The sequence below is a fragment of the Halonotius roseus genome (genome assembly GCF_006861655.1).
Classification (GTDB): Archaea; Halobacteriota; Halobacteria; order Halobacteriales; family Haloferacaceae; genus Halonotius; species Halonotius roseus.
Genome location: NZ_SESI01000003.1, coordinates 70,456 through 94,076 on the forward strand (window position 1 = coordinate 70,456; position 23,621 = coordinate 94,076).

The 23,621-nt window shown below is 63.0% G+C and carries 23 protein-coding genes and 1 pseudogene; 14 read left to right on the forward strand and 10 right to left on the reverse strand.

Translation table 11 applies throughout. The annotated features are described in order from the left end of the window. Positions 1–730: 730 nt before the first annotated feature. Genes EWF95_RS10400 through sdhC form a run of 3 tightly spaced genes read right to left on the reverse strand, consistent with a single transcriptional unit; the run spans position 731 to position 2,397 of the window. On the reverse strand, positions 731–1,630 hold the full coding sequence (locus EWF95_RS10400) for a succinate dehydrogenase/fumarate reductase iron-sulfur subunit (RefSeq protein WP_142444013.1): 900 nt from the start codon (positions 1,628–1,630) through the stop codon (positions 731–733). 1 nt (position 1,631) lies between these two features. After that, positions 1,632–2,003: a succinate dehydrogenase gene (locus EWF95_RS10405; protein WP_142444014.1), complete on the reverse strand. Its 372-nt coding sequence runs from the start codon at positions 2,001–2,003 to the stop codon at positions 1,632–1,634. Position 2,004: 1 nt separating this feature from the next. Further along, positions 2,005–2,397, reverse strand: a complete 393-nt coding sequence (gene sdhC, locus EWF95_RS10410) for a succinate dehydrogenase, cytochrome b556 subunit (protein ID WP_142444015.1) — start codon at positions 2,395–2,397, stop codon at positions 2,005–2,007. Positions 2,398–2,545: 148 nt separating this feature from the next. On the opposite strand from sdhC, the gene EWF95_RS13600 reads away from it, so the two are divergent. Both EWF95_RS13600 and EWF95_RS10415 read left to right on the forward strand, forming a co-directional pair. Continuing rightward, the gene (locus EWF95_RS13600) at positions 2,546–2,695 is read left to right on the forward strand and encodes a hypothetical protein (protein ID WP_185911767.1); all 150 of its coding nucleotides are present in this window, start codon (positions 2,546–2,548) and stop codon (positions 2,693–2,695) included. A gap of 11 nt (positions 2,696–2,706) precedes the next feature. Beyond that, a complete protein-coding gene (locus EWF95_RS10415; protein ID WP_142444016.1) occupies positions 2,707–3,150 on the forward strand; it encodes a hypothetical protein in 444 nt (147 codons plus the stop codon). Positions 3,151–3,184: 34 nt separating this feature from the next. Here EWF95_RS10415 and EWF95_RS10420 read toward each other — a convergent pair whose 3' ends face one another. Next, entirely contained in the window at positions 3,185–3,802 is a 618-nt protein-coding gene (locus EWF95_RS10420; RefSeq protein WP_142444017.1) for a histidine phosphatase family protein, read from the reverse strand. Positions 3,803–4,214: 412 nt separating this feature from the next. Here EWF95_RS10420 and EWF95_RS10425 point away from each other — a divergent pair, with 412 nt between their 5' ends. From EWF95_RS10425 to EWF95_RS10440, 4 genes and pseudogenes are all read left to right on the forward strand, one after another. Further along, positions 4,215–5,003 carry a helix-turn-helix transcriptional regulator gene (locus EWF95_RS10425; RefSeq protein ID WP_142444018.1) on the forward strand — a complete coding sequence of 263 codons (789 nt, stop codon included), beginning with the start codon at positions 4,215–4,217 and terminating at the stop codon, positions 5,001–5,003. Between the two features lie 102 nt (positions 5,004–5,105). Continuing rightward, positions 5,106–5,513 (forward strand): peptide-methionine (R)-S-oxide reductase MsrB, encoded by a 408-nt coding sequence (msrB, locus tag EWF95_RS10430; protein WP_142444019.1) that lies wholly within the window; start codon positions 5,106–5,108, stop codon positions 5,511–5,513. 8 nt (positions 5,514–5,521) lie between these two features. Beyond that, entirely contained in the window at positions 5,522–6,154 is a 633-nt protein-coding gene (msrA, locus tag EWF95_RS10435; protein WP_142444020.1) for a peptide-methionine (S)-S-oxide reductase MsrA, read from the forward strand. Positions 6,155–6,241: 87 nt separating this feature from the next. Continuing rightward, positions 6,242–7,027: pseudogene (locus EWF95_RS10440) on the forward strand (enoyl-CoA hydratase/isomerase family protein); the annotation flags it as partial. A 5-nt stretch (positions 7,028–7,032) separates the two neighbouring features. Here EWF95_RS10440 and EWF95_RS10445 read toward each other — a convergent pair. The 4 genes from EWF95_RS10445 to EWF95_RS10460 form a co-directional block, all read right to left on the reverse strand. After that, complete coding sequence (locus EWF95_RS10445; protein ID WP_142444022.1) at positions 7,033–8,172, reverse strand: bactofilin family protein; 1,140 nt, start codon at positions 8,170–8,172, stop codon at positions 7,033–7,035. Between the two features lie 133 nt (positions 8,173–8,305). Then, positions 8,306–9,403 (reverse strand): biotin synthase BioB, encoded by a 1,098-nt coding sequence (gene bioB / locus EWF95_RS10450; protein ID WP_142444023.1) that lies wholly within the window; start codon positions 9,401–9,403, stop codon positions 8,306–8,308. A gap of 79 nt (positions 9,404–9,482) precedes the next feature. Further along, positions 9,483–9,869, reverse strand: a complete 387-nt coding sequence (locus tag EWF95_RS10455) for a hypothetical protein (RefSeq protein WP_142444024.1) — start codon at positions 9,867–9,869, stop codon at positions 9,483–9,485. Between the two features lie 97 nt (positions 9,870–9,966). Then, complete coding sequence (locus tag EWF95_RS10460; RefSeq protein WP_142444025.1) at positions 9,967–11,220, reverse strand: DHH family phosphoesterase; 1,254 nt, start codon at positions 11,218–11,220, stop codon at positions 9,967–9,969. 142 nt (positions 11,221–11,362) lie between these two features. Here EWF95_RS10460 and gnd point away from each other — a divergent pair, with 142 nt between their 5' ends. The 4 genes from gnd (at position 11,363) to EWF95_RS10480 (ending at position 13,926) form a co-directional block, all read left to right on the forward strand. Then, positions 11,363–12,268: a phosphogluconate dehydrogenase (NAD(+)-dependent, decarboxylating) gene (gene gnd, locus EWF95_RS10465; RefSeq protein WP_142444026.1), complete on the forward strand. Its 906-nt coding sequence runs from the start codon at positions 11,363–11,365 to the stop codon at positions 12,266–12,268. Positions 12,269–12,379: 111 nt separating this feature from the next. Beyond that, on the forward strand, positions 12,380–12,961 hold the full coding sequence (locus EWF95_RS10470; RefSeq protein WP_142444027.1) for a 2Fe-2S iron-sulfur cluster-binding protein: 582 nt from the start codon (positions 12,380–12,382) through the stop codon (positions 12,959–12,961). Between the two features lie 159 nt (positions 12,962–13,120). Then, positions 13,121–13,390 (forward strand): helix-turn-helix domain-containing protein, encoded by a 270-nt coding sequence (locus tag EWF95_RS10475; protein ID WP_142444028.1) that lies wholly within the window; start codon positions 13,121–13,123, stop codon positions 13,388–13,390. Positions 13,391–13,434: 44 nt separating this feature from the next. Beyond that, positions 13,435–13,926 (forward strand): dihydrofolate reductase, encoded by a 492-nt coding sequence (locus EWF95_RS10480; protein WP_142444029.1) that lies wholly within the window; start codon positions 13,435–13,437, stop codon positions 13,924–13,926. 135 nt (positions 13,927–14,061) lie between these two features. On the opposite strand, the gene EWF95_RS10485 is transcribed toward EWF95_RS10480, so the two are convergent. Continuing rightward, complete coding sequence (locus EWF95_RS10485) at positions 14,062–14,943, reverse strand: helix-turn-helix transcriptional regulator (RefSeq protein WP_142444030.1); 882 nt, start codon at positions 14,941–14,943, stop codon at positions 14,062–14,064. Positions 14,944–15,093: 150 nt separating this feature from the next. On the opposite strand from EWF95_RS10485, the gene EWF95_RS10490 reads away from it, so the two are divergent. The 3 genes from EWF95_RS10490 (at position 15,094) to EWF95_RS10500 (ending at position 20,536) form a co-directional block, all read left to right on the forward strand. Next, on the forward strand, positions 15,094–16,683 hold the full coding sequence (locus EWF95_RS10490) for a GMC family oxidoreductase (protein WP_142444031.1): 1,590 nt from the start codon (positions 15,094–15,096) through the stop codon (positions 16,681–16,683). A gap of 184 nt (positions 16,684–16,867) precedes the next feature. Then, positions 16,868–19,414: a dihydropteroate synthase gene (gene folP, locus EWF95_RS10495; RefSeq protein WP_142444032.1), complete on the forward strand. Its 2,547-nt coding sequence runs from the start codon at positions 16,868–16,870 to the stop codon at positions 19,412–19,414. Positions 19,415–19,462: 48 nt separating this feature from the next. Continuing rightward, positions 19,463–20,536, forward strand: a complete 1,074-nt coding sequence (locus EWF95_RS10500; RefSeq protein ID WP_142444033.1) for a Gfo/Idh/MocA family protein — start codon at positions 19,463–19,465, stop codon at positions 20,534–20,536. 65 nt (positions 20,537–20,601) lie between these two features. Here EWF95_RS10500 and EWF95_RS10505 read toward each other — a convergent pair whose 3' ends face one another. Further along, a complete protein-coding gene (locus EWF95_RS10505) occupies positions 20,602–22,242 on the reverse strand; it encodes a hypothetical protein (protein WP_142444034.1) in 1,641 nt (546 codons plus the stop codon). A 189-nt stretch (positions 22,243–22,431) separates the two neighbouring features. Here EWF95_RS10505 and EWF95_RS10510 point away from each other — a divergent pair, with 189 nt between their 5' ends. Continuing rightward, on the forward strand, positions 22,432–23,592 hold the full coding sequence (locus EWF95_RS10510; protein ID WP_142444035.1) for a Gfo/Idh/MocA family protein: 1,161 nt from the start codon (positions 22,432–22,434) through the stop codon (positions 23,590–23,592). Positions 23,593–23,621 lie beyond the last annotated feature (29 nt).

A 23,621-nucleotide genomic window follows, 5' to 3' on the forward strand; every position in this document is an offset into this window, starting at 1 on the left:
GTTACCAGCAGTCTCGGGAGCACGGGCTCGGCTGCGGCCGTCTCGTCGAGCCAGCCCCGACTGTCGGCGGCCGAGCGATGGTGCTCCCAACCATAGCTATGGCAACGGGAGGCACGGAGTAAAACATTCGGATTCGACGGGGATGCTGCCGCGTTGGAACCCAGCACTGAGCGAGCGTGAAGCACCGTCAATCAGCGATCGGTAATCTGTCTATGCCACAGCATAAACCCTGTATTAGAATGAATATACCACATAGATGCGAAAATTATATTCTACTATTAAAATAGTGAGCTAATACGTTGCAGAATCTTTTAGTAGCTTTCGAGGCTTCGATCAAGTGGTCGTGTGCCACCCGCCACGGCCATGCCCGAGACCGTTTATTGTACCGACTCCCTCAGGCGGGTCGATCCATATCCACCGCCGTCCCGCCTTTCGAAGCGACAGTTTCCATCAGTGCTAGATCTCAGCGTGACACGACAGCTTATCGTTCAGTCACTAACTAACATTCATCAAAGAAAATAAAAACTAGTTTGCCGCGGTAATCCCGACAACGTTTACTTCATGGCGAACAGCTGGATAGATGGTCGCTTGCATTTGCAGCGGCCGGCCGACAGGATTCATTGTACCAGTCGGCGGCGGGACTACCGGGGATTCCCGGGGGTGCCGCCGTCGTTCGGCTCACAGCCCACCAGCGGTAAGTGCGGAATGTGAAGAAACGTATCGCTGACAGCTACCAGAACTTCAGATTCTTCTTGACGGCTTCGCGTTTCAGCTCCTGGATGTGCTCGGTCAGTGGGATATCTTTCGGGCAGACGTTCGTACAGGAGAACTGGGTCTGACACCGCCAGACGCCGTGTTCCTGTTCGATCGTTTCGAGGCGATCCTGGGTCTTCTGGTCGCCCTCGCGTTCGTCCATCGCAAACCGGTAGGCCTTGTTGAGCGCGGCCGGGCCGAGATACTCGTTGTCGCCGGCGGCGATGTTACACGAGGAGAAACACGCCCCACACCAGATACACCGTGTCGACATCTTCACCTTCTCGCGGTTTTGGCGTGACTGTCGTTGCTCTTCAAGCTCGCCATCGGGTGTCTCGTCGGGATCGAAGTAGGGATCGACCGCCTCCATCTCCTCGTAGAAGTGATCCATGTCGACGACGAGATCCTTGACAACATCCTGATGCGGGAGGGGTTCGATCCGGATCGGCTCCTCAAGCTCCGAGATCTGGGTTTTGCAGCCGAGTCGCTGCTGGCCGTTGATGAAGAAGGCATCCGAGCCACAGACCGCCTGCCGACAGGAGTGTCGGAAGGTGAGCGAGGGATCGAACTGATCCCGGGCGTAGATGACGGCGTCGAGGACGGTCATCCCCTTCGTGAAGGGGACATGGAAGGTGTCGAACCGCGGCTCCTGTTTCTCTTCGACCTCGGGATCGTAGCGGAAAACCTTGATCTCCCGCGTATCCTCGTTGGCCTTCGCTTCGTTGGCGTCCTTCTCGGCCTGTCGTTCGTCCCGCGCGTCGCGGTCGGCCGCCTTCTTGTCCTCGCGTCGCTGTTGGGCCGCCGGCGTCGACTCCGCGTCGGCGGACTGTTCGGCGGCCGGTTCCTCGGACTGCTGTTGTGGTGGTTGCGTGCTCATGTTAGAATACCCCGATGCCTGCCCAGGCGTTTGCGGTGCGGATCCCCTGAACGAGGAGGATCACGCTGGCGACGATCAGTGTTCCCTTCACAACTTGGCGTTTCGTCCCTGTCAACCCTTGGTTGATGAGGGCGTTGTAGACGCCGTTGACGCCGTGGAACGTCGCCGTGATGAGGAACAACACCATCAGCGAGTAGTACGTCCATGTCTGCATGCGCGCTGAGCTCAGCCCAAAGGTGACCTCGTCGGCGTGGTAGACGAAATGCAGCAGGAAGAAATGGAAGGCTAACACGACAACGAGAAACGCCGCCGTGATCCGCTGCCACAGCCAGAGCCGCCCGCCTTTCGTGAACGAGGAGTAGTGTTCGGCCATGTTAGAACGCCCCCGCGATGAACGTCGGCACCGAGGCGACCGTGATCGCTCCGGTCAGGATCACCGACGCGTAGAAGCTCTTGTCCTGTGATTCGAGTCCAACCCCGAGATCGACCAACAGCAGTCGGAGGCCGTTGAGGATATGGAAGACCGCGACCGCCAACAACCCGACCTCAAGGATCCGAACCAACAACAGCCCTTCGAGCGTGACGATCGTGTTTGTGTACATCTCCGCGCCCTCCATGGCGGTGCTGAGGACGGCAATGTGGGTGAAGAGATAGCCAACGAGCACCCAGCCGGTGAACTTGTGGAAGATCCACGCCCACATCCCGGCGGAGAACTCCCGCCACCGGCCGAAGCTCTCGATTGTGCCGCGATTGTACGACTGACTCATATCGTGTGTGGGTGCGTCCCGCGCTGGTATAGAAGTTACGTCGTCGACTGTTCAGCGCACAGATCATATCAGTTACACCGGTGAAGCTCGACCCGGCGATCTGTTGGTGAACGAAGTTTTATACTGCTGGCTGGGCTAAAACTGAGTAATGAGCTTGAAACCTGCCGATGACGACACTGAAACGGGATCTGAAGAAGATGACCCCGTCATCCCGGCGGGTGTGCTCCGTGGTATTGAGGATATTTCCGAGGAGAACACCGCGAGCAAAGCTGATCTCGAATCGATTCTAGATTCCTAACTGCGGTTCCCGTGAGCGAAATTCCACTAACCGACGAGGAGACTCGGGCCATTTTTGCGGGAGAAGCGGCGTCGAATCTGCGTTCACTTGAGCAAAGTGAACAAGAACAGATCATCAAGCGACTGTGTTCTATTCTCGAAAGCGACGCAAAACCAAGCTCGCTACGCTACGAGCGGATCGGACTGCTTGACATCTACGCTGTCGGTGACCAGATCAGACTCTACACCAAAGTTGTCGACGAAATACCGCGTGGCGACGCCGAGTATCATCTCATCTACCTGTTCTATATCGACGACGATCACGAGTATAATCAAACTGATCTCGCCACATACAGTCCAGCAGCTGAGGCAAAACTACAGGAGGCAACATCGCTGGAAACAGTTCATGACGTGGAGGCGTATCTCGACAGGATGAACGCAGTAGATGCGGCCGATCTCCGTGACCTGCTCGACTGAGACCGGTACCGTCGAGCACAAACTGCTGCTGCTGTTAGTCGAGGTGGTCAGTTTTGCCCGAAAATCCGAGCTCCCAGCCGTCAGCAACGCGGTCGATCCGCGTGAGCCCACAGAGTGGCGCGTCGACACCCTCGGTCGAGCCGACGAGGCCGCGGACGACGCCGCCGATGGTGAGTCCGTGGCCGACCATGAGCACCCGACCCTCGTGGGCGTCGGCGATCCGGCGGGCGGTCTCACCGGCGCGCGCTTCGGCCTCATCGTGAGTTTCCGGGAACTCGGGGACGACAAAGGGCTCGTGGTCGTCGCGGATCGGATCGAAGTAGTTCGCCAGCGTCTCGAACGAGAGCGTTTCGGGCTCGCTGTCGAACCACTCACTGTTGCGGTGTTCGCCGAGCCCCGGCTCCAGCCACGCCGTTCCTCCAATCACCCCACAGATCTCGGCGGTAGTCTGCACCGCCCGGAGAAACGGCGAACAGTAGATCGCCTCGAAGTCGATGTCGCTGTCGGCGAAGAAGCGACCGCACCGCCAGGCCTGCCAGCGACCCAGCTCGGTCAGCCCCGGGTCGTGTCGCCGCGCCGCGGTCAGCTCCCAGTCCGGATCGACCGTATCCTGCCGTTGGCCGTGCCGAACAACCCACACGGTATCGGTCATAGCTGGGGTCTCGGGACAGCGACCTATAGCTGTGGTGGCCGGGCCATACGACTGGACAGCTGTCGACCCTGCGCTGTCGATAAACGATGTTGTCGATGATACAATGTTGTCGATGAAATAATCCCGATCAGCGACGCTGAAACGGTAGGAGGTGGACTTCCACCACACGACCCGCTCGGAGAGACGACTGGTAGCCGTCAGTGGAGGGCCGAGGCGTGGGCGAGACAGACCACGGTGGAACGGACAGGTGGAGAGGGCCGAGGGGTCAGTGGTGGACAGCTACGGGTTCGACACCCACCCATATTATGCCACCTACAGTCCCTCGTTCGAATCTTTTCTAGGTCTTCCGAAGACGTGTACCCCTACCGAAAGTATATTCCCCTACACGAATACGGATACAACCAACGAACAAATGTCGGATCAGAGCCCCCACGAGCTGCTTTACACTGTCAACCGACGGTGGGATTGCCTGCAGGCGATCGTCGAGGAGCCCCAGGAGAAACGCGAGCTCGTCGACACGCTGTCGATGCCGCGGTCGACGCTGGATACGGTCGTCAGAGAGCTCGAAGGGGCGGATCTGGTCACCTATCACAACGGCGTCTGGCAGCCGACAGTTGCCGGCGAGGCCACCGCCGACGTGTACGCCGACAGCGTCAGCTCGATCCGATCGATCCACGCCGCTGGACAGGTGTTGTCGCCGCTGTCGGGCGATCACGAGGTGCCGACAGCGGTGCTTGAGGGTGCCGACAGCTATCCGGCCGAAGAGCCGGTGCCCGATGCGGTACTCACCGAGTTTCTCGACCGGATCGCCGCCGCCGACCGAATTCGGGGTGTTGCACCACGGGCGTTGTCAGGATACACGGATCGGGTATTCCGGATAGCCGCCAACAACGACACCACCCTGGAGATGACCCTCGCGGAGTCCGTGTTTGAACGGCTGTCGACGCTCGATCCTGAGACGGTTGCCGACCGCCTTCAGCGAGAGCTGTTTTCGGTGTATCGCGCGCCGGTCGACACCGAATTCGGCTTCTGGATCGGCGACAGCCCGGATCACATCGGCCTCATCGTGTACGCCGACCGAGGCGTTCATGGCGTCATCGTCACCGAAACACCGGCCGCCGTCGAGTGGGCAACCGACCGGTATGCGTCGATCGCCGAGGCAGCCGAAGAGATCACGCCCGACGACATACCAGAGGTATAACGAGGGTCGACGCAGCCGTCGACGCCGCGGTGGGCATGGAGGATGTGCGAGCCGAGTGGACATCGCCACGAGAACTATACCGCTGTAGCCCCTGCTGTAGGTATGAGCAATCAGCCCGAAGGCCAACCCCCGAAAAGCGACGACGAGTGGAAGGAAGCGCTCTCAGCCGAGGAGTACGAGATCCTCCGCGAGGCCGGCACGGAACCGCGTGGCTCGTCGCCGCTGTTGGAGATCAGCGACGACGGCGTCTTCCGGTGTGCCGGCTGCGGCCAGGATCTGTTCACCACGAACGAAAAGTTCGAATCCGGCACCGGCTGGCCGAGCTTCTACGATCCAGCCGACAGCGATGCTGTCGAAACACGTGCGGATCACAGCCTCGGGCGCACCCGAACGGAAGTCGTCTGTAGCAACTGCGAGGGCCATCTCGGCCACGTCTTCGACGACGGCCCGGATCCGACCGGGAAACGCTACTGTATCAACGGGCTCGCACTCGATTTCGAGGACGAGTAGCGACCGCGATGGCCCCCACAGCAGCCACCATCGAGGCCTACGACCGTGACGCCCCGAGCTCCGAGGCCACTGAGACGGCGACGTTCGCGCTGGGCTGTTTCTGGGGCCCCGACGCCCAGTTCGGCGCGCTCGACGGCGTCGTCCGCACCCGTGTTGGCTACGCCGGCGGGACGAAAACCGACCCGACGTACCACGATCTCGGCGATCACACCGAAGCGTTCCAGGTCGACTACGATCCCGAAACGCGCTCCTTCGCCGAGCTGCTCGATCTTGTCTTTCGGAGCCACGACCCGAATCAACAGACGCGGAAAACGCAGTATCAGAACATCGTGTTCATCGCATCGGCCGACCAGCGTGAGACGCTGACCGACTACCTCGATGCCAATGGCTACACGGCCGATGGGATCGCAACCCGGATCGAGCAGTTCTCGCGGTTCTACCCGGCCGAAGACTACCACCAGAAGTACAATCTCCGAAACAAGCGGTCGATCATGAACAGCTTCGAGGACGCCGGCTACGACGACGAGGCGATCCGGGAGTCGCCGGCGGCCGCGAAACTCAACGGTCATGTTGTCGGCCACGAGATTAGCGATGATCACGATCTCGGCATCGCGTCGAATCGAAGCGTCCACAGCACCTGATCGTCGCCGAGGCGGAACGTTGAATCGCCGCCCGCCAGTAGGTTGGGTATGGAATCAAACAGCGACGACAGCGACGCGATCGCCGGCGAGTTCGAAACGCTTCGAACCGAGCGAACCGACGATGTCGCCCGTATCATCCTCGACCGCCCGGATGATCTGAACACGATCACGCCGACGCTCTTGGAGGAATTGTCGACCGCGATCGACACCCTCGACGCCGACAGCGACGTTCGCTGTCTTCTCCTCTCCGGGGCGGGCGAGCGCGCGTTCTCGGCTGGGGCTGAGCTCTCGGCGTTGGCCGCCGACGGGATGACCGCCACCGACGGCGTCGAACTCGCCCGCACCGGCCAACAGACCTTCGGCAAACTGGACGCATGCGATACCCCCGTTGTCGCCGCCATCGATGGCTTCTGTCTCGGCGGCGGCATGGAGTTGGCGACGGCCGCCGATCTCCGGATCGCCACCGCGGGCTCGACGTTCGGTCAGCCCGAGCACAACCTCGGCCTGCTGCCGGGGTGGGGCGGCACCCAGCGGCTGTCGACGCTCATCGGCGAGAGCCGAGCCAAGGAGATCATCTTCACCGGCGACCGCTACCCCGCTAGCGAGATGGCCGACTATGGCTTTCTGGCCCGCGTTCTCGATGGCGACGAGGCGTTTGGATCGGCGGCGATGGAGCTCGCCGAGCAGCTGGCTGCCGGGCCACCGATCGCCCAAAAATACACCAAGCGCGCGATGCGAGCCGGCCGCGACGATACCGATGCCGGCCTCGAAATCGAGGCCCACGCCTTCGGGCAGCTACTCGATACGACGGACTTCACCGAAGGCGTCAACGCGTTCGGTAACGACGAGGAACCGGAGTTTACCGGTCGGTAGCCAGCTCAGGAGTTGTCTACAGCTCCCTCCGTTGTTCGACCGCCTTCGCCCTGCGAAAATTCGCCCTCGAAGGTCGTCTGCCGGTCGCTTGGCCCTGGCTGTCGCCGGCTCCGGAACGAGTCACGGAGCCCTAACGTGAGCGCGCCAAGCCCCAACAGCAGCGCGATCAGCTCAAGGACGCCACCGAGGATCGGGATCAGCCCGAGGACAGCGAACCCAACGAGCCCGCCGACAAGTGCGACCCACCGATCGTCACGACCGGTCTGCCGGAGCACCCATGCCCCGACAGCGTACTGGCCGTAGACGACGGCGACCCAGATCCCGAGGCCGAACGCCACCGCGCCGAGCACCGCGAGAGGAATACCGATGATCGTCACCGCGATCAAGACGAGCGCGATCGGTGTGCCGAACAGTGTCAGAAGGCCAACGCCGCCGGTTTTCCCGGGAGAGGTGGCGACCCGGCCGGCAACCCGGGCCGAAAACGCCGGGAAGACGAGCAGCAAGATAGCGCCCAACACGAGATTCGCCAGCAGGCCGTACACCGTCGCCGCGCCGCTCGGCAGGACGGTTGTTGTGGTTCCGCTGCCGAGATTCCGGTCGTTTACGACGCCACCCGCGACGGTCGCCGCCGGATCGCGGGTGAACTGGGCGGCATCGTAGCGCAGCTCGCCACCGATCGCTGCGTTCGGCCCCAGTGTGACCGACTCACCGCCAGCCTGTACGTCGCCGTCGATCCGGCCGTCGATCAGGATCGATCCCCCACCGACGGCGACATCACCGCTGATCGTTGCGGTATCGGTCACGCGGATATCCCCAGCACCGGCACTCACGTCGCCGCCGACGGTGCCATCGATGCGAACATTCCCGGCCGCCCCGGAAACCGAGCCACCGACCCGGCCGCCCTCGGTGACGCGGATCGTCCCGGCCAGCCCGGAGACATCACCCGTAACGGTTCCCTCGACGATGATACTTCCCGCGAAAGCCTCGACGCTGGAGACCCGCTCGTCTTCCTCGATGACGACCGCCCCCGCAGCACCCTGCACGGCTTGGGCTGCTGCGGGCCCGGTAACCACGGAAACCAGGAGGACGATAACGAGACTCCCAACGAAGATCCGCCCGGATCTCTTGCCGACAGAGAGTGACATGCCGGTGTCATCGCTGTGTGCACCTAAAGGAATGAGCAGCTTTTCCGGACACAGAGCCGAGTAAAGAGGTCATACCGACTGATCGATCAGGCTGGAACATCCCAAACTGAGCCCACACCGGTCGCGATAGCTCTCAGTCGTCGGCGCTCGACTCGATCGCGTCACCCACGGCATCGGTGTCGGAACCCGCGGCTCGTTTGACGCGCTCGGGATCGAACTCGTTGACCGCGGTGTTCGGTTCAAGACCGGCGTCCTCGATCACCTCGATATCGGTCGCAGCGTCCTGTCCGCCGGTCGTGAGATAATCGCCGGTCAGCAGCCCGTCCGCGCCGGCCTCGAACGGCCAGTGCTGTTCGTCCTCGGCGAGGTTGACCTCGCGGCCACCCGTCAGGCGAACGCGGGCGGTCGGATGGAGGAGCCGGTAGACAGCGATCGTCTTGATCAGATCGGTTTTCGAGATCGCCGCCGACTCGCGGTCGCCGAGCGGTGTGCCCTCGATCGGATTGAGGATGTTGACCGGCAGCGATGAGACGCCTATTTTCCGGAGTTCGAGGGCGGCATCAACGCGATCCGCTGGCGTTTCGCCCATGCCGAGGATAACACCGGCACAGAGATCCATCCCTGCGTTCTTCGCGCGCCGCAAGGTCTTCAGGCGATCCTCGAAATCGTGAGTTGAGACGATCTCATCGAAGTACCGCGGGGAGGTCTCGATGTTATGGTTGTAGTGATTAAGCCCCTCCTCGGCGAGAATGTTGGCCTCCTCCTGTGTCAACAGCCCGAGGCTGGCGTCGATCTCCACATCGGTTTCATCGCGGACGAGCCGAACCGCCCGAAGGACTTCCGCCCACTCTTCGGGGCGTTGCTCCTTGCTCACGCCCTTCTCGGCGACGACGATGCCGAACCGCTGGGCACCGTCGGCTTCGGCGCGTTTGGCGGCCGCCAGAATCTCCTCGGGATCGAGAAAGCCGTGCGTTTCGATGCCGGTATCGAAATGCGCAGATTGGGCGCAAAACCCGCAGTCCTCGGCGCAGTTGCCGGCCTTGGCGTTGACGATGCTGCAGGCGTCGACGGTGCCGTCGCCGAGGCGCGCCCGCACCGTGTCGGCCGCCGCCGCGAGCTCCTCGACCGGCTGGGCCAACAGCGCGATGGCGTCGGTGCGGTCGATGGTCTCACCCTCAAGGACGCGGTCGACGGCGTCGGCGATCGTCCGGTTGTCGGTCTCGTAAACCACACTCAGCTGTGTCGTTTACGATGTAATAAGTGTCGGGGACAGCGGCTGCCCGGTCGCGTGTGATCGGCGGCGGACGGTGTTAGCTCTGGGCCCACTCGACAGCGGTGTCGAGACGGTCGAAGCTCTCGATCTCGGCATCCGGGATCTCCATGTGGGATTTCACCGCCATGGCGGCGATCCCGTCGGAGACAAAGCCGACCTTGTCGACGCCGGTGTACCGGCCGTTTTCCGACCACGCTTCGCCCATATACTCCTGGGTTTCCTTGGCGAGGTTGGTGCCGTCACCGAAGACAGCGATCGTCGCCTCGATGTCGTCCTGTTTCCCACGCTCGCGGTAGTGGTTGCTGGCGGCTTCGAGATCCTCGTCGGCGAACCCCTGCCACCCCTTCATGAACCAGATGCCCACGCTGCCGCGCGTTTCGAACTCCCACTCGTAGTCGTCAGGATCAGGTAGTTGGGCTACCATCAGTGCGACACGAAGTAGGGCGGCGAGACACTTAACAAACCTGCCGCTTGCTATCGATTTTTAGCATCAGCGACACGTTTTGGTTGCTAGCTGATCGCTATTCGGTCGCCTCGTCGACGTCGCTGTCGGCTGCTTCGCTGTCAGTATTAACAGTCTCCTCGTCGCTGTCCGCCGCAGCGTGCTCCTCGGCAACCCGGCGGAACGCCTGCAGGATCACCCGTTTGGCTGGCTCACCCTCGGTCGTCCAGTGGTAGGCATAATCCATCATATCGTCGTAGATCTCGGGTTTACAGCCCGCCGCCTTCGGGTGGCCGCCGCCGTTGACCTGGCGGGCGACCAGGTGGGCGGACTCGAAGGTTTCGCCGCCGCGGATGCTCGCGCTGCCGGAGGGTTTGACGATGATCGCCGCATCAGCACCCGCCGCCTGAAGCTCGTCGGCGACCTCGTTTTGTGAACAGCGGCCGTAGGTGACGCCGACCGTCCAGGGGCCGATCGATTTGTAGGAGGCCCGATCGGCCGCTTTCTCGATCAACTGCTCCTTTTCGACGCGGCGGTCGGCGATGTAGGCCTCGACAACCTCGGGCAGCGACGCGCCGTAGGCCCCGACGACAGCCGCATACTCGGCGGGATCGGTCCAGAAGGCGTAATCTGCGAGATCCTTGCTTCGGGGATCGTCGTTGATCCACAGATCGTGATCGCGCGTCACCGCGGCCAACTCGGTGAACCGATCGTCGAACTCGTAGTCCAGCGAGCGCAGCGTCACGTCCGTACTGCACTCCTCATCTGAGTCGCCGACGACGAGATCGACGCCCGCATCGCGGACGCCGGCGGCCGCATCCTCCGGCCACTGGTGGTGGTCGTACCACGAAACGCGCTCGCTCTGCTCGACGACCGTTCCCAGTGGATCAGCGACCGACTCGTAGGCATCGGGGGAGATATCACAGACGAAGACGTCGATCCCACTGTCGCCGTAGGCGGCGACGTATTCGAGCGATTTGGTCAGCGAGTGCGGGCCGGCCGCGATGAGGCCGACCGTCGACTCCGGCAGTTCCGGCTCGTCGTCGATGACGCCGCCATCGTCGCTGTCGTCGTCGAGTCGGCTCTCGATCGTCTCCAGAAACGGCTCCACGTCGCAGGCGGCGTCGTAGGCTTCCCGGATCAACGCGACACAGCCCAGCCCGTCAGCGTCGGAGTCGGTGACAACAACCGCCTCCGCGTCCGCAAGGGCGGCTTTCGCGCGCTCCTCGCTTCGGCCCTCGTCGAGGGAGTCAGGATAGAAAAAGCCCGTCCCCGGCAGGAGCGACCGGCGGTCGATGGGGAGTTCGCTGCTGTCGATGAGATCGTCGTCCATGGGTCGCCGTCGTCGGCAACGCCCAAAACTCCCCCGTGTTGCGGACGATATCACACCCACCCCGTGTTGAGGATCATCACAACCACTCTGTGTCGACGATGACATCACAACCACTACCACCCCCCATCGCCTTCCCTCGCGCATGCAACTCGGCGTGATCGGCCTTGGTCGGATGGGACAGATCGTTGTTGATCGCACACTCGACGGCGGCCACGACGTGGTCGCCTTCGATCTCGACGACGACGCGGTCGCAACGGCGGCCGACGCGGGGGCGACACCCGCCGACTCGATCGGCGACTTTGTCGAGCAACTCGGCGCGGAGAAACGGATCTGGCTGATGGTGCCAGCCGGCAAGGCGGTCGATGCGACACTCGACGATCTCGATCCCCACCTCAACGACGAGGATATCGTCGTCGACGGCGGCAACTCCAAGTTTCAGCGATCGGTCGAGCGCGCCGAAGCCTGTTCGGCAGCCTACCTCGACTGCGGCACCAGCGGCGGGCCCGCGGGCGCAGAAGTAGGCTTCTCGCTGATGATCGGCGGGCCCGCGTGGGCCTACGACGAGATGACGCCCGTCTTCGACGCTGTCGCTACCGGCCCCGACGGCCACGACCGGATGGGCGAGTCGGGAGCAGGCCACTACGTCAAGATGGTGCACAACGGCGTCGAGTACGCGCTGATGCAAACCTACGGGGAGGGCTTTGAGCTGCTGGCCAACGGTCGCTACGACCTCGATATGGAGACCATTGCGCGAACCTGGAACAACGGCGCGGTGATCCGGTCGTGGCTGTTGGAGCTCTGTGAGGAGGCCTTCCGCGAGGAGGGCACCCCCGAGGATCCGCTGGGCGATGTCGCCGACCACATCGCCGGCGGCTCGACGGGCACGTGGACCGTCGAGGAGTCACTCGAACAAGAGGTGCCGATCCCGCTGATCTACCAGGCACTCGCCGAGCGGTTCGACAGCCGCAACGAAGGGCGATTCTCCCGGCGGCTGGCCAACCGGCTGCGGTACGGCTTCGGGCGACATCACATCGCGCGCAACGAGTAGGCCCGCCGCGTCGCATAGACCCGCCACGTCGCATAGACCCGCCGCATCGCATACCGACACACGGGGCGGAACCTCGTAAGGTAATTAACCCCCGATTCCTAACGCCTCAATATGGTTGATCTTGTGGCGTTCGGCATCGCTGCAGCCCTGACGGGGATGTTCGTCGTGCTGCACTTTGCCAAAGGAACCGAGTGGGAGTCAAATCCCGATATCTCCCAGGAGATCCTTGAGAAGCGCGCAGCGGCGGTGCCGGAGACCAGCTTCCCCGAGCCGATGAACCGATCGATCGGCGGCGGTGGCGGCGCGGTCGCCATCGAGGGCGGCGGCGAGGGTGGCGACGGCGGCGAACTCGAAGAGGCCGAGCCGGAAGAACAGAGCCCCGCGGACATGCCCGAAGACGAGGTCGAGTACCACGATATCGAACTCGTCAAACAGGGCGAAACGATCGAGGTCGCCAGCAACGAGACGATCCTCGACAAGGCCGAGGACGAAGGGTTCGATCTCCCGTATGCCTGCCGACAGGGCCAGTGTGTCTCCTGTGCGGGCTTCATTCCCGACGGCCCTGCCGAGGATCACGTGATCCACTACGAGCAGGAAACGTTCACCGACGAGGAGATGGAGGAGGGCTACACCCTGACCTGTGTGGCCTACCCCATTGCGGACTTCACGCTCGAAACCGGCGAAGCGCCGTAGCGACCGAACGACGCTGTGCGGATTCTGAGCAACGTTCGTTGTTTTCTGCTGGTGTCACAGTCGACAGCCACAGCGCGCCGGCGGTGGCGACACGCACGGTCGACCGCGAGCGGCGCACAACCCCGTGGTGTTTAATTGCCGGCATCGCAGCCTTCGGGTATGGACGACGCCACCCGCTCCGCTCTCGAAGAGATGCCGCCGAGCGCGAAGCTGGTCTACAAAACGCTCGAATACGAGGGGCCGTTGACACAGGGTGACCTTGCAGCCGAATCGCTGCTGCCCTCTCGCACCGTTCGCTACGCGCTGACGACGCTCACTGATGAGGGGCTCATCGAAGAGCGACTCCACATCCAGGACGCCCGCAAGCGGCTCTACTCGCTGGCCACGGACGACACCACGGCGGCGGTTGCGATCAACGAACCGAGCTGAGCCGAGACGCCAACCGTTTTTTCATCGCCCCGCCTACCTCAGCCATGGAACTTGTCTCAGTCGCCGCTATCGCCGACAACCGCGTAATCGGCGACGATGGCGAGCTGCCGTGGCCGTCGATCCCGGCCGACAAACAGCAGTACCGCGAGCGGATCGCAGACGATCCCGTCATCCTGGGTCGTGTGACCTTCGAGTCGATGCTGGACGATCTGCCAGGAGCGGCCCAGATCGTCCTCAGCCGGAGTGAGCACGGATTTGACGTGCCGACTGCTCACCACGCGGGCGGCGTCGACGACGCCGTTGCCGTCGCCGAGTCGTTGGGTGCGGAAACGGCCTACGTGATCGGTGGCGGGGGGATCTACGCGCTGTTTCAACCACACATCGACCGGATGGTGTTGAGCCGGGTCGCCGGCGAGTACGAGGGCGATGCGTTCTATCCCGCCTGGGACGACGCGGACTGGCGGCTGGAATCGACGACCGAGTACGACCGCTTTCGGCTGGAGGAGTGGGTTCGCGTCGACACGACAGACAGGTAGGTCGGGGATCGACAACCTGAGCAACACCGTGCTGTTCGATGGGATGCCGGCAGGTGAGTGTGCTAAGAGCTCGCGGAGTGAGACACCACGGAGTGAGACACTCCGAGAGCGGCGACACAGAGAAATAACCGCTTGTCACTCCCACAGCTCAGGAAAGTGGCGTTCGATATACGGGCCGAGCGGATCCGACTCCGCCCAGAGTGCCTCGAAGAGATCGCGGCCGAACTCAACCGCCGCGTCGGTCTCCGAGAGCAAGATGGCCGTGGTGTCGGTGACCGATCCGTCCGAGCGCGGCTCGGCTGTGCCCGATCCGTCGTGTCGATCCGCAGTCGCGCCGTCATGTTGGGTCGTCGCCCCGCCAGCCGTCGGCAGTTCGAACTTGAGCATCTCGTCGGTGACAACCGAGGCGAACTGACAGTCAGTCAGCCGGATGCTCGCCGGGGTCAACACGTTGAGCTCATCGCGGTGACCGTCCTTGTACCGCTGGAAGCTGATATCGATCGCCTCCCGGGTCACCAGCAGGCGCGTCTCCGGGTGTGTCGGGATGGCCTCCTGATGGCGACGGGAGTAGTACGGCGTCGTCAGCTCGCAGTGGTCGGCCGATTCGAGGACGTTGATCGCAGCATCCTCCGAGCGGTTAGGGTCTTGCGGGGAGTCACGGATGATCTCGTAGTCGCCGATCTCCGGGAGTCGACGGCGAAACTCGGTGGGAAGCACGTCGAGCCGGTGGCGTTTCCAGAACGCCGGATCGGTTGTGAGAAACCCCTCGGCGGCCTGCCACGCCGAAATGCTGTCGGCGACCAAAGCACCGTGGGCGGTGAGATCCCAGCCGTCGTCGCTCTCGACGAGGAGTCCGCGCTCCCGGAGCGTCGACAGCGCGTCGTAGACCGCCGAATCGCTCGCGTCGATCTCGGCTAACAGCGTGTCGGTCGGCTGGGGCCCCTCGGCGACCCGGAGGACGATCTCTGTCCGTACCGACGAGGTGATGACAAACCCGTTTGGCGACTGTGACGGCATTCGGCTTACGTCTCGGTGAGGGCGCACTTAACTTATCAGATTCCACGACAAACGGAGTGATCGCCTGTTGGTTGACCGCTCACCGATCGGTTTAGCGGTCGTTCCGGCGATACTGTGGGGTTTAACAGGCTGGTTTCGGTGCGAGATAGCATGGCAGACTCAGACGGCGAAACCTACGATTACGTGATCGTCGGCGCGGGGTCGGCGGGCTGTGTGCTCGCCAACCGGCTCTCGGCTGACGGGAGCGAGGTGTTGTTGCTGGAGGCCGGCAGCCCAGACGAGAAACAGGAGATCGGCATCCCAGCAGCGTTCTTCGAACTGTTCAAATCGGATGTCGACTGGGCCTACGAGACCGCCCCACAGCCCGAGTTGAACGACCGGGAGTGCTACTGGCCCCGCGGGAAGACCCTCGGTGGGTCGAGTTCGATCAACGCGATGATCTACGCCCGCGGGCAGCCCGCCGACTACGACGGCTGGGCCGCAGCGGGCAACGACGGCTGGGCCTACGAGGACGTGCTGCCGTACTTCAAGCGCGCCGAACACAACGAACGCGGCCCCTCGGAGTACCACGGCACCGACGGCCCGCGACACGTTGCCGATCTGAGATCGCCGAACGAGCTCAGCGAGGCGTTTATCGAGGCTGGGCAAGCGGTCGGCCTCCCGCACAACGAGGATTTCAACGCGGGCGAGCAGTCGGGCGTCGGCTACTATCAGGTAACACAGAAAGATGGCGGGCGGCACAGCGCAGCCGACGCCTATCTCAAACCCGTGCTGGATCGGCCGAACCTCACCGCAACCACGGGCGCGCAGGTGACCCGTGTCAGGTTCGACGGCCGCGAGGCGGTCGGCGTGGAGTACGTTCAGGACGGAACCAACTCACCGGAGTCGGTCGATGCCACCGAGGAGGTGATTCTGTCGGCGGGTGTCATCAACTCGCCGCAGCTGCTCTTGCTGTCGGGGATCGGGCCGGCCGATCACCTCACAGAACACGGGATCTCGGTTGTCCATGAGCTTCCCGGCGTCGGGCAGAATCTACAGGATCACCTGCATGTAAAGGTCAACTACGCCTGCGAGGAGCCAATCTCGCTGGAGGGGGCGGACTCGCTGTGGAACCTGGTGAAATATCTCCTGTTGAACCGCGGGCCGTTGACCTCAAACGTGGCCGAAGCCGGCGGCTTCGCGTCGGTTGTCGACGACAACGACCGGCCGGATATTCAGCTCCATTTCGGCCCCTCCTACTCGGTCAACCACGGGTTCGACAACCCCGAGGGCCACGGCTTCTGGCTCGGCGCGCTGTGTCTGCGGCCGGAGAGCCGCGGGCGGATCACCCTCCGGTCGGCCGATCCCCTCGACGAGCCGCGGATCGATCCGGGCTATCTGAGCGAAGAGGCTGATCTGGAGGTGCTGCTTGAGGGGCTCAAACTGGTTCGTGAGATCCTGGGTGCCGAGCCGTTCGACGACTACCGCGGGCAAGAGGTCTCGCCGGGAGCCGACGTTGACTCCGAGGATGAACTGATCGAGCACATCCGCGAGACGGCCCACTCACTGTATCACCCCGTTGGCACCTGCAAAATGGGCAACGGCGATATGGCGGTCGTCGACGACCGGCTCGCCGTCCACGGCGTGAATGGGCTCCGGGTCGTCGACGCCTCGATCATGCCGACGGTCACCAGCGGGAACACGGACGCGCCGACGACGATGATCGCCGAGAAGGCGGCCGACTACATTCTGGATGCGTAGGTGGAGACCCCCGACCGACCGGCCTCGGCAGCATCTCGGGCGGCTCAGTCGTCCTCGCCGCTTGGGCGTCCCGTGCCCACTCGCCCACACAGGATCGTCATTTGCGTTGATGGTGTGCAACCACACGCTCCCGTCGGCTGTAGCTGTTCGTTACCCATAAGCGGCGGCGATGGCATACCCGAGTATGGAGTATCACGAGGCGGTGGACTTCCTCTTCGACCTCCGCCGGTTTCAGGTGCGGCCGGGCATCGAGTCGGCCGCGGCGTTGCGGTCGGAGCTCGACGATCCCGGCGGCGACATCCGGTTCGTGCAGGTCGCCGGCTCCAACGGGAAGGGCAGCACGGCGAAGCTGACCGAGTCCGTGCTGCGGGAGGCCGGGCTATCGGTCGGGCTCTACACCTCGCCACACCTCGAAACGCTGAACGAGCGGATCCAGGTCGACGGCCGGCCGATCACCGACCGCGCGATCACCGAGTTCGTCGAGCGGGTCAAACCGTGGCTGATCGATCGGGCGGCCGACGGCGAGCCGCTCACCTTTTTTGAGGTCATCACGCTGCTCGGTATCTGGTATTTCGACCGCCAAGACGTGGATGTCGCCGTCCTCGAAGTCGGTCTCGGCGGCGAGTTCGACGCGACTAGCGTCGTCGATCCCGTCGCCAGCTGTGTGACGACCGTCTCGCTGGAGCATACGAGCGTCTTGGGCGATACGATCGAGGAGATCGCAACGACGAAAGCGAAGGTCGCCCCCAGCGACGGAACCCCGCTGGTGACCGGCGCGGGTGGCGATGCCCTCGACGCACTCGCCGCCGACGCCGGCGACGTGTTGACGGTCGGCACCGACGGGTCAACAGATGTGACCGTCAGCTACGACGGCCGCGTGACGACGACCGAATCGCAGATCTCGGTGATGATGCCGGGAGCCGATACCGACGACAGCGGCGTCAGCCACCCCGCAGCGTTCGCCAACGGGCTGGATCTCTCCGCTCGGCTCGCGCTGCTCGGCGAGCACCAAGCACTCAACGCCGGCATCGCCACGACGCTGGCCGGGCAGGTCGTCGATTCCTTTGATCGCGGAGCCGACGACACACCAGCCAGCCTCGACACCGACACCCTCCAGCGGGGGCTCCGCAACGCCCACTGGCCGGGGCGGTTCGAGGTGCTCGAAACCGGGCCGCTCACGATCTTTGACGGCGCGCACAACGCCGACGCCATCGCGCGGGTCGCCGAGACGCTGTCGACCTTCGAGTACGACGACCTCCACGTTGTCTTCGGCGCGATGCACGACAAATCCCACGCCGAGATGGTCGCCGCGTTGCCGACACACGACTCGGTTGTGACCTGTCGGCCGAACCTCGATCGCGCCGAGGATCCGGCCGTCCTCGCCCGCTGTTTCGAAAACGAGGGGATCGACTCGGTAACCGCGGGCGAGGCAGTCGCCGACGCCATCAGCGAGGCAAAAAATCGGGTCGGCCCGAACGACTGCCTGCTCGTCACCGGATCGCTGTTCGCGGTCGGCGAGGCGCGGTCGGCCGTGACGCGGCTCGATATTCCCAAGCGCGTCGACGACACCGAAACGGCGACCGAAGTACTGAACGGAATTCACGTGACAGCCACAGACATCGAAGCCAGCCGCGAGGACACCGTCCACCGAACAATTGCGACGCGAGTCGACGACAGACAGGCGGCTGTCCTCCGCGAGCGGTTCCCGGCTCTCGGCGGCGACTGTGTGTCCTCGGGCGTCACGACGCCGGGTGAACGCCACGAGATCGTCCTTTCAGGGACGCTCGCGGAGTTCCGTGCGTTGACAACGGAGTTAGAGGAGTGTGGCGTCGGCCTCCCTGCGATCGCGGCCGATCTCCGCGAGCGGTTGGGCCTGACCGAATCCGGCGATGCCAGTTCGGAGCCAGCCGAACCACGCAGACCGTGGGAGGACGGAACCGCAGTGATGGGGGTTCTCAACGTCACGCCGGACAGCTTCTACGACGGCGGCGACTTCTTCGACCGCGAGGCGGCGATCGAGGGGGCCGAAACCCTCGTCGAAGAGGGCGCGGACATCATCGATATCGGCGGTGAGAGCACCCGCCCCGGCGCGGAGCCGGTGAGCGTCGACGCGGAGATCGACCGCGTCGTCCCCGTCATCGAGGCGATCGCCGATCTCGATGTGTCGATCTCGATCGACACCCGGAAACCCGAAGTTGCCGAGGCGGCCCTCAACGCGGGTGCCGACATCGTCAACGACGTGACCGGCCTCGACGATTCGGCGATGCGGGAGTTGGTCGCCGATCGGGAGGTGCCGGTGATCCTCATGCACTCGATCGACGCGCCGGTCGTTTCGGGGAAGGAGATCGATTACGACGACGTGGTCGAGGATGTCCTCGGCGTACTCAACGAACGGCTGTTGCTCGCCGAAAAGGCCGGCATCCCCCGCGAGCGGATCATCGTTGATCCCGGGCTCGGATTCGGCAAAACGAGCGCCGAGAGCTTCGAGCTGTTGGATCGGCTCGGCGAGTTTGCGGCGTTGGGCTGTCCGGTGTTGATCGGTCACTCCCGCAAATCCATGTTCGGCGAGATCGACAGCGCGCCCGCCGACCGGCTGGAGGCAACGGTCGCGGCAACCGCGCTGGCCGCCGAGCGCGGCGCCGACATCGTCCGCGTTCACGACGTGGCCGAAAACCGCGACGCCGTCGACGTGGCTGCCGCACTTGACGATCCCGGATCGGTCGGCCGGTAACACCTGCGAGCCACAGCTTTATCGGCCGTCGCCCCCCGGTAGACGCCAATGACAACCGAAACAGTCAGCGTCGGAATCGTCGGCCTTGGCGGGATCGCGGGCCATCACGCCGAGCGGCTGGCCGACCGCAACGCCGACCTGGTCGGCGGCGTCGACATCGATGCGGGGGCTCGCCGGGAGTTCAGCGAGGAGTGGTCGGTGCCGACCCACGACGACCTCGCGGCCATCATCGACGACATCGACGCCTTGCTGGTCACAACGCCGAACCGCTACCACGAGAGGTACGCCACCACTGCCCTCGATGCCGGGGTGGACGTGCTCGTCGAGAAGCCGCTGGCCCACAGCCTCGACAGCGCGGAACGGATCGCCGCGGCCGCCGCCGACTCGGCGGGATTCTGCATGGTCGGCTTCAACTACCGGTTTGCCGCACCGGTCGATGTGCTGACCGCCTACCGGGACGAGGGCCGGTTCGGCGAGATCAGCCACATCGAGGCCAACTACGTCCGCCGTCGTGGCATCCCCGGCCGCGGGTCGTGGTTCACCGACCGCGAGACGGCGGGCGGCGGCGCGCTCATCGATATCGGCGTCCACGCGATCGACCTCGCGCTCTGCGTGCTCGACTTTCCCGATGTCGTCGAGGTGTCGGCGACGACGCGCGCGGAGTTCGGCACCCGCGAGGAGTACAGCTACATGCATATGTGGGGCGACGACGAAGGCCCCGAAGCGTTCGACGTGGAGGATTCCGCGTCGGCGTTCCTCCGAACGACCGACGGCGCGACCATCTCTCTGGAGGTCGCCTGGGCGACCAACCGCCCGCGCACCGACGAGTACGTCATCCGTGGCAGCGACGCCGGCGCGGTCTACGACCGCAAAAGCGAGGAATTGACGCTCTACGAGACCCACACCACGGGCGGACAGCATTTCACCGAAACAGCAGTTGAAACCCCCGATCGCAACAGCCACGCCGCCGAACTCGATTACTTTCTCGATCACGTTGCCGACGACAGCGATCCAGATCGCAACACGGTCGAACAGGGGCTGGCCGTCCAGCGCGTGATCGATGCGGTCTACCGGTCGGCCGACCGCGGGCGGGCCGTCGAGTTGAGTGAGAGCGATGAGTAAACCGCTTATGACCGCTACTCGGTGATCAATATTTGCGCGCTGTTTGTGGAATGATGCTACACCGACTACGAAAATTCGGTATCGAGTAGTCTTGTAGCCTTATCGACCTCAAAAATCTCAGAACCGAGGAATACAGACAGGGGTAGTTCTCGATCAGGTTTCGCATATTCTTCCTGCCACAGTTCAGCCAGTTCCTTGAAATCCGCAGCCCGAACCAATCGTACGTCTTTCTCGACCATCATCTCCAGTTGTTCGGCGTTTTCGACTGCTTGTTCGGTGAAATCAGGCGCAACGATCAGGAACCATTCGACATCGTGCTGTTTGTCTTTCGTGTCGATGTAGTTCTTGATTTTGCTGCGTGCGTCGCTTCCGAGTTTGAACTTCCCCTGTCGCCGTTTGTTGTCCCACAGCAGCCAGCGGCCGTCTTGTTCTATTTCACCGTCGGCCACGACGCCGCTTGCCTGTTGGCCCAACTGGTTCGTCCCTTCTATATTGAAAACCTCGGTGAAGATTTCTGCTGTCGCATTCTCGAACAACACGTCGAGCTTCTCGGATGGATCGTCGCCGTCGACCAGATCCTGAAGCTGTGGTGGAATCTGCGTAACTGAACCGTCGGCGATTTGCTCGTAGGCTTCCAGATACAGTTCGGCCGCTGATTCGTCACTACCCACCGATTTCTGTGACTGCTCGAAATACTCGATAATCGCCGACACCATCTCATCCGTCTTACGTTTGTGGGCATCAAGACCATACTGATCGACGATTTTCTTCAGGTCTTCTTTCGGCACGATCTGCTTCAGCAACTCACTGGGGTAGACACCGGCAGCGACGATGTTCTCGCGGCGGTTCTCGTTTCGGCCGTAGTTCTTCCCCTCGACATCGAAGACATCACGCGCCTCAACAAGCAGTGATTGGCGGTCAAACGGTTCCAGGGTCTCAAGCATCTGGAAGTAGTTTTCGTCGGACATCTCGTAGTAGAGCCAGTCCCGAATCGTATCGATGTAATCTTCGGGTATCCCGACCAGTTCGTCGATATCCTCGGTTTTGACTTCGTAGACGAGTGCCTGTTCCTGCAACGACCAGATCCCTTTCTCGATTGTGTCGCGTGCGTGTTCCGGTCGATCAGATCGTGATACTTTCGGAAACCGACCAATCGCAGACAGCCGCTCGAAGAAGTCAAGCCAGGTGTAGTATTCGTGTTTGTTTTCGCTGGCTTGGTTGTGAAGCTCAAAGTAGCTGTATACCATGTGGATCTCCGAATCATCGATCTGATTTTTGTACTCGACGGCGGCTTCAGCCAGATGAAGAAGATCGTCGTTCTCGGGATACGAATCGGTGTCGTACGTGTCGATGAGATCGAGTTGCCAGTCCTGAACTGCATCCAGCAACTGACCCTTCTCCATGCTGTAATCGGGCTGTTCGATGAGTTTTCGAAGAATTCCGTATCTGATGACGAGTGCTTGGTACGGAGAATCATTGATGGAGCTGAGACGTGGTGGCGTGAAATTGTTGAGTTCTTGGTTTACTCGTGTTTCATCGGCAAGTCCCGGAACAAACTCCTGCAAGTACTGCTCCCGGTCAGAGAACCCATCGTGGTTGAATTCAGCCGGATCAAAATCGTCGGTTTTCGCCTTCGTCGTGTCTTTGATAAATCGTTTCCGCTCGTGGGTGTTCCAATTTCTGTCGATCAGTTCGGATAGCTGCATCTGTTGGGAGGCCCTTATCGTAACAATACTTCAATATGAGTGGTACTACCACTAAACTCGCATATTCGAACGGATTGGGGGCTGTCCCGACTGTGTCGATCGGAGGCCAATCATTATTCGACACCCCGTTGTTGAGTGCGGTATGCAATACACTTCTGAGAGTCCAGAAGCCCGACCACGGAGGACGCTATGACTGACCCACTCTCGGTCGGGATGATCGGCTACGGGTTCATGGGGCGGGCCCACGCCAACGCCCTCGCACGACTGCCGATGTTTTTCCCCGACGCACCCGCCGTCGAGCGGCACACGCTCGTCGGCCGCGACGAGGCCGCGTTGGGCGAGGCCGCCGACAGACTCGGCTTCGCCCACACCGCGACCGACTGGCGCGCCGTCGTCGACGACGTGGACGTGCTCTACAATCTCGCGCCGAACCATCTCCACGCCGAGCCCTCGATCGCCGCGCTGGAATCCGACACGGCGATGCTCTGTGAGAAGCCGCTGGCGGCGACGCTGGCCGACGCCGAGGCGATGGTCGAGGCCGCAGCCGACGCGGCTGTGCCCGCCTGCTGTGGGTTCAACTACCGGTTCGTGCCCGCGATCCAGTACGCAAAGCGGCTGATCGACCGCGGCGACCTCGGCGATATTCGGCAGTTCCGCGGTCGCTACCTACAGGACTGGCTTGTCGACCCCGACGCGCCGTGGACGTGGCGGATGGACGCCGACAGCGCGGGGTCGGGCGCGCTGGGCGATCTCGGTGCCCACACCGTCGACCTCGCGCGGTTTCTCGTCGGCGATCACGCCGGCCGGATCGAACGCGTCGCCGGCCAACTTCAGACGTTTACCGACGAGCGACCGGTGTACGACGATGATGGCGAAACGGTCGAGGAGTACCGACCGGTCACCGTCGACGACGCCTTTTCGGCGCAGGCGACCTTCGAGAGCGGTGCAGTCGGGACGTTCGAGGCCTCCCGCGTTGCCGCCGGCCACAAGAACGACCACACCATCGAGATCCACGGCACCGAGGGGAGTCTTCGGTTTTCCTTAGAGCGGCTCAATGAACTTGAAGTGCTGACCGGCGACAGCCGCGGCTACGAGACCGTTCTCATCACCGACGAGAGCGACCCCTACGCCGGCAACTGGTGGCCGCCGGGCCACGTCCTCGGCTGGGAACACACCTTCGTCCACGAGAGCAGCGAGTTCCTGGCCGCCGTCGTCGACGGGACACCCGCGTCGTTCGCGTCATTCGCCGACGGCTACGCCGTCCAGCGCGTGCTCGACGCCATCGAGGGGGCTGCCGACCGCGGGAGCTGGGTTGCGGTCGACGACACCGATCCCACAGCGGGTGAGTAACGGATCGCCACAGCACAGGCCGGTAACCG

Excerpts from the sequence above, each read along its gene's own strand:
- EWF95_RS10400 (WP_142444013.1), bottom strand. The coding sequence starts at position 1,630 with ATGAGCACGCAACCACCACAACAGCAGTCCGAGGAACCGGCCGCCGAA.
- EWF95_RS10470 (WP_142444027.1), top strand. The coding sequence starts at position 12,380 with ATGGTTGATCTTGTGGCGTTCGGCATCGCTGCAGCCCTGACGGGGATG.
- msrA (WP_142444020.1), top strand. The coding sequence starts at position 5,522 with ATGGCCCCCACAGCAGCCACCATCGAGGCCTACGACCGTGACGCCCCG.
- msrB (WP_142444019.1), top strand. The coding sequence starts at position 5,106 with ATGAGCAATCAGCCCGAAGGCCAACCCCCGAAAAGCGACGACGAGTGG.
- EWF95_RS10505 (WP_142444034.1), bottom strand. The coding sequence starts at position 22,242 with ATGCAGCTATCCGAACTGATCGACAGAAATTGGAACACCCACGAGCGG.
- EWF95_RS10405 (WP_142444014.1), bottom strand. The coding sequence starts at position 2,003 with ATGGCCGAACACTACTCCTCGTTCACGAAAGGCGGGCGGCTCTGGCTG.
- EWF95_RS10475 (WP_142444028.1), top strand. The coding sequence starts at position 13,121 with ATGGACGACGCCACCCGCTCCGCTCTCGAAGAGATGCCGCCGAGCGCG.
- EWF95_RS10460 (WP_142444025.1), bottom strand. The coding sequence starts at position 11,220 with ATGGACGACGATCTCATCGACAGCAGCGAACTCCCCATCGACCGCCGG.
- EWF95_RS13600 (WP_185911767.1), top strand. The coding sequence starts at position 2,546 with ATGAGCTTGAAACCTGCCGATGACGACACTGAAACGGGATCTGAAGAA.
- sdhC (WP_142444015.1), bottom strand. The coding sequence starts at position 2,397 with ATGAGTCAGTCGTACAATCGCGGCACAATCGAGAGCTTCGGCCGGTGG.
- EWF95_RS10445 (WP_142444022.1), bottom strand. The coding sequence starts at position 8,172 with ATGTCACTCTCTGTCGGCAAGAGATCCGGGCGGATCTTCGTTGGGAGT.
- EWF95_RS10510 (WP_142444035.1), top strand. The coding sequence starts at position 22,432 with ATGACTGACCCACTCTCGGTCGGGATGATCGGCTACGGGTTCATGGGG.
- EWF95_RS10485 (WP_142444030.1), bottom strand. The coding sequence starts at position 14,943 with ATGCCGTCACAGTCGCCAAACGGGTTTGTCATCACCTCGTCGGTACGG.
- EWF95_RS10500 (WP_142444033.1), top strand. The coding sequence starts at position 19,463 with ATGACAACCGAAACAGTCAGCGTCGGAATCGTCGGCCTTGGCGGGATC.
- folP (WP_142444032.1), top strand. The coding sequence starts at position 16,868 with ATGGAGTATCACGAGGCGGTGGACTTCCTCTTCGACCTCCGCCGGTTT.
- gnd (WP_142444026.1), top strand. The coding sequence starts at position 11,363 with ATGCAACTCGGCGTGATCGGCCTTGGTCGGATGGGACAGATCGTTGTT.
- EWF95_RS10455 (WP_142444024.1), bottom strand. The coding sequence starts at position 9,869 with ATGGTAGCCCAACTACCTGATCCTGACGACTACGAGTGGGAGTTCGAA.
- EWF95_RS10490 (WP_142444031.1), top strand. The coding sequence starts at position 15,094 with ATGGCAGACTCAGACGGCGAAACCTACGATTACGTGATCGTCGGCGCG.
- EWF95_RS10425 (WP_142444018.1), top strand. The coding sequence starts at position 4,215 with ATGTCGGATCAGAGCCCCCACGAGCTGCTTTACACTGTCAACCGACGG.
- EWF95_RS10480 (WP_142444029.1), top strand. The coding sequence starts at position 13,435 with ATGGAACTTGTCTCAGTCGCCGCTATCGCCGACAACCGCGTAATCGGC.
- EWF95_RS10420 (WP_142444017.1), bottom strand. The coding sequence starts at position 3,802 with ATGACCGATACCGTGTGGGTTGTTCGGCACGGCCAACGGCAGGATACG.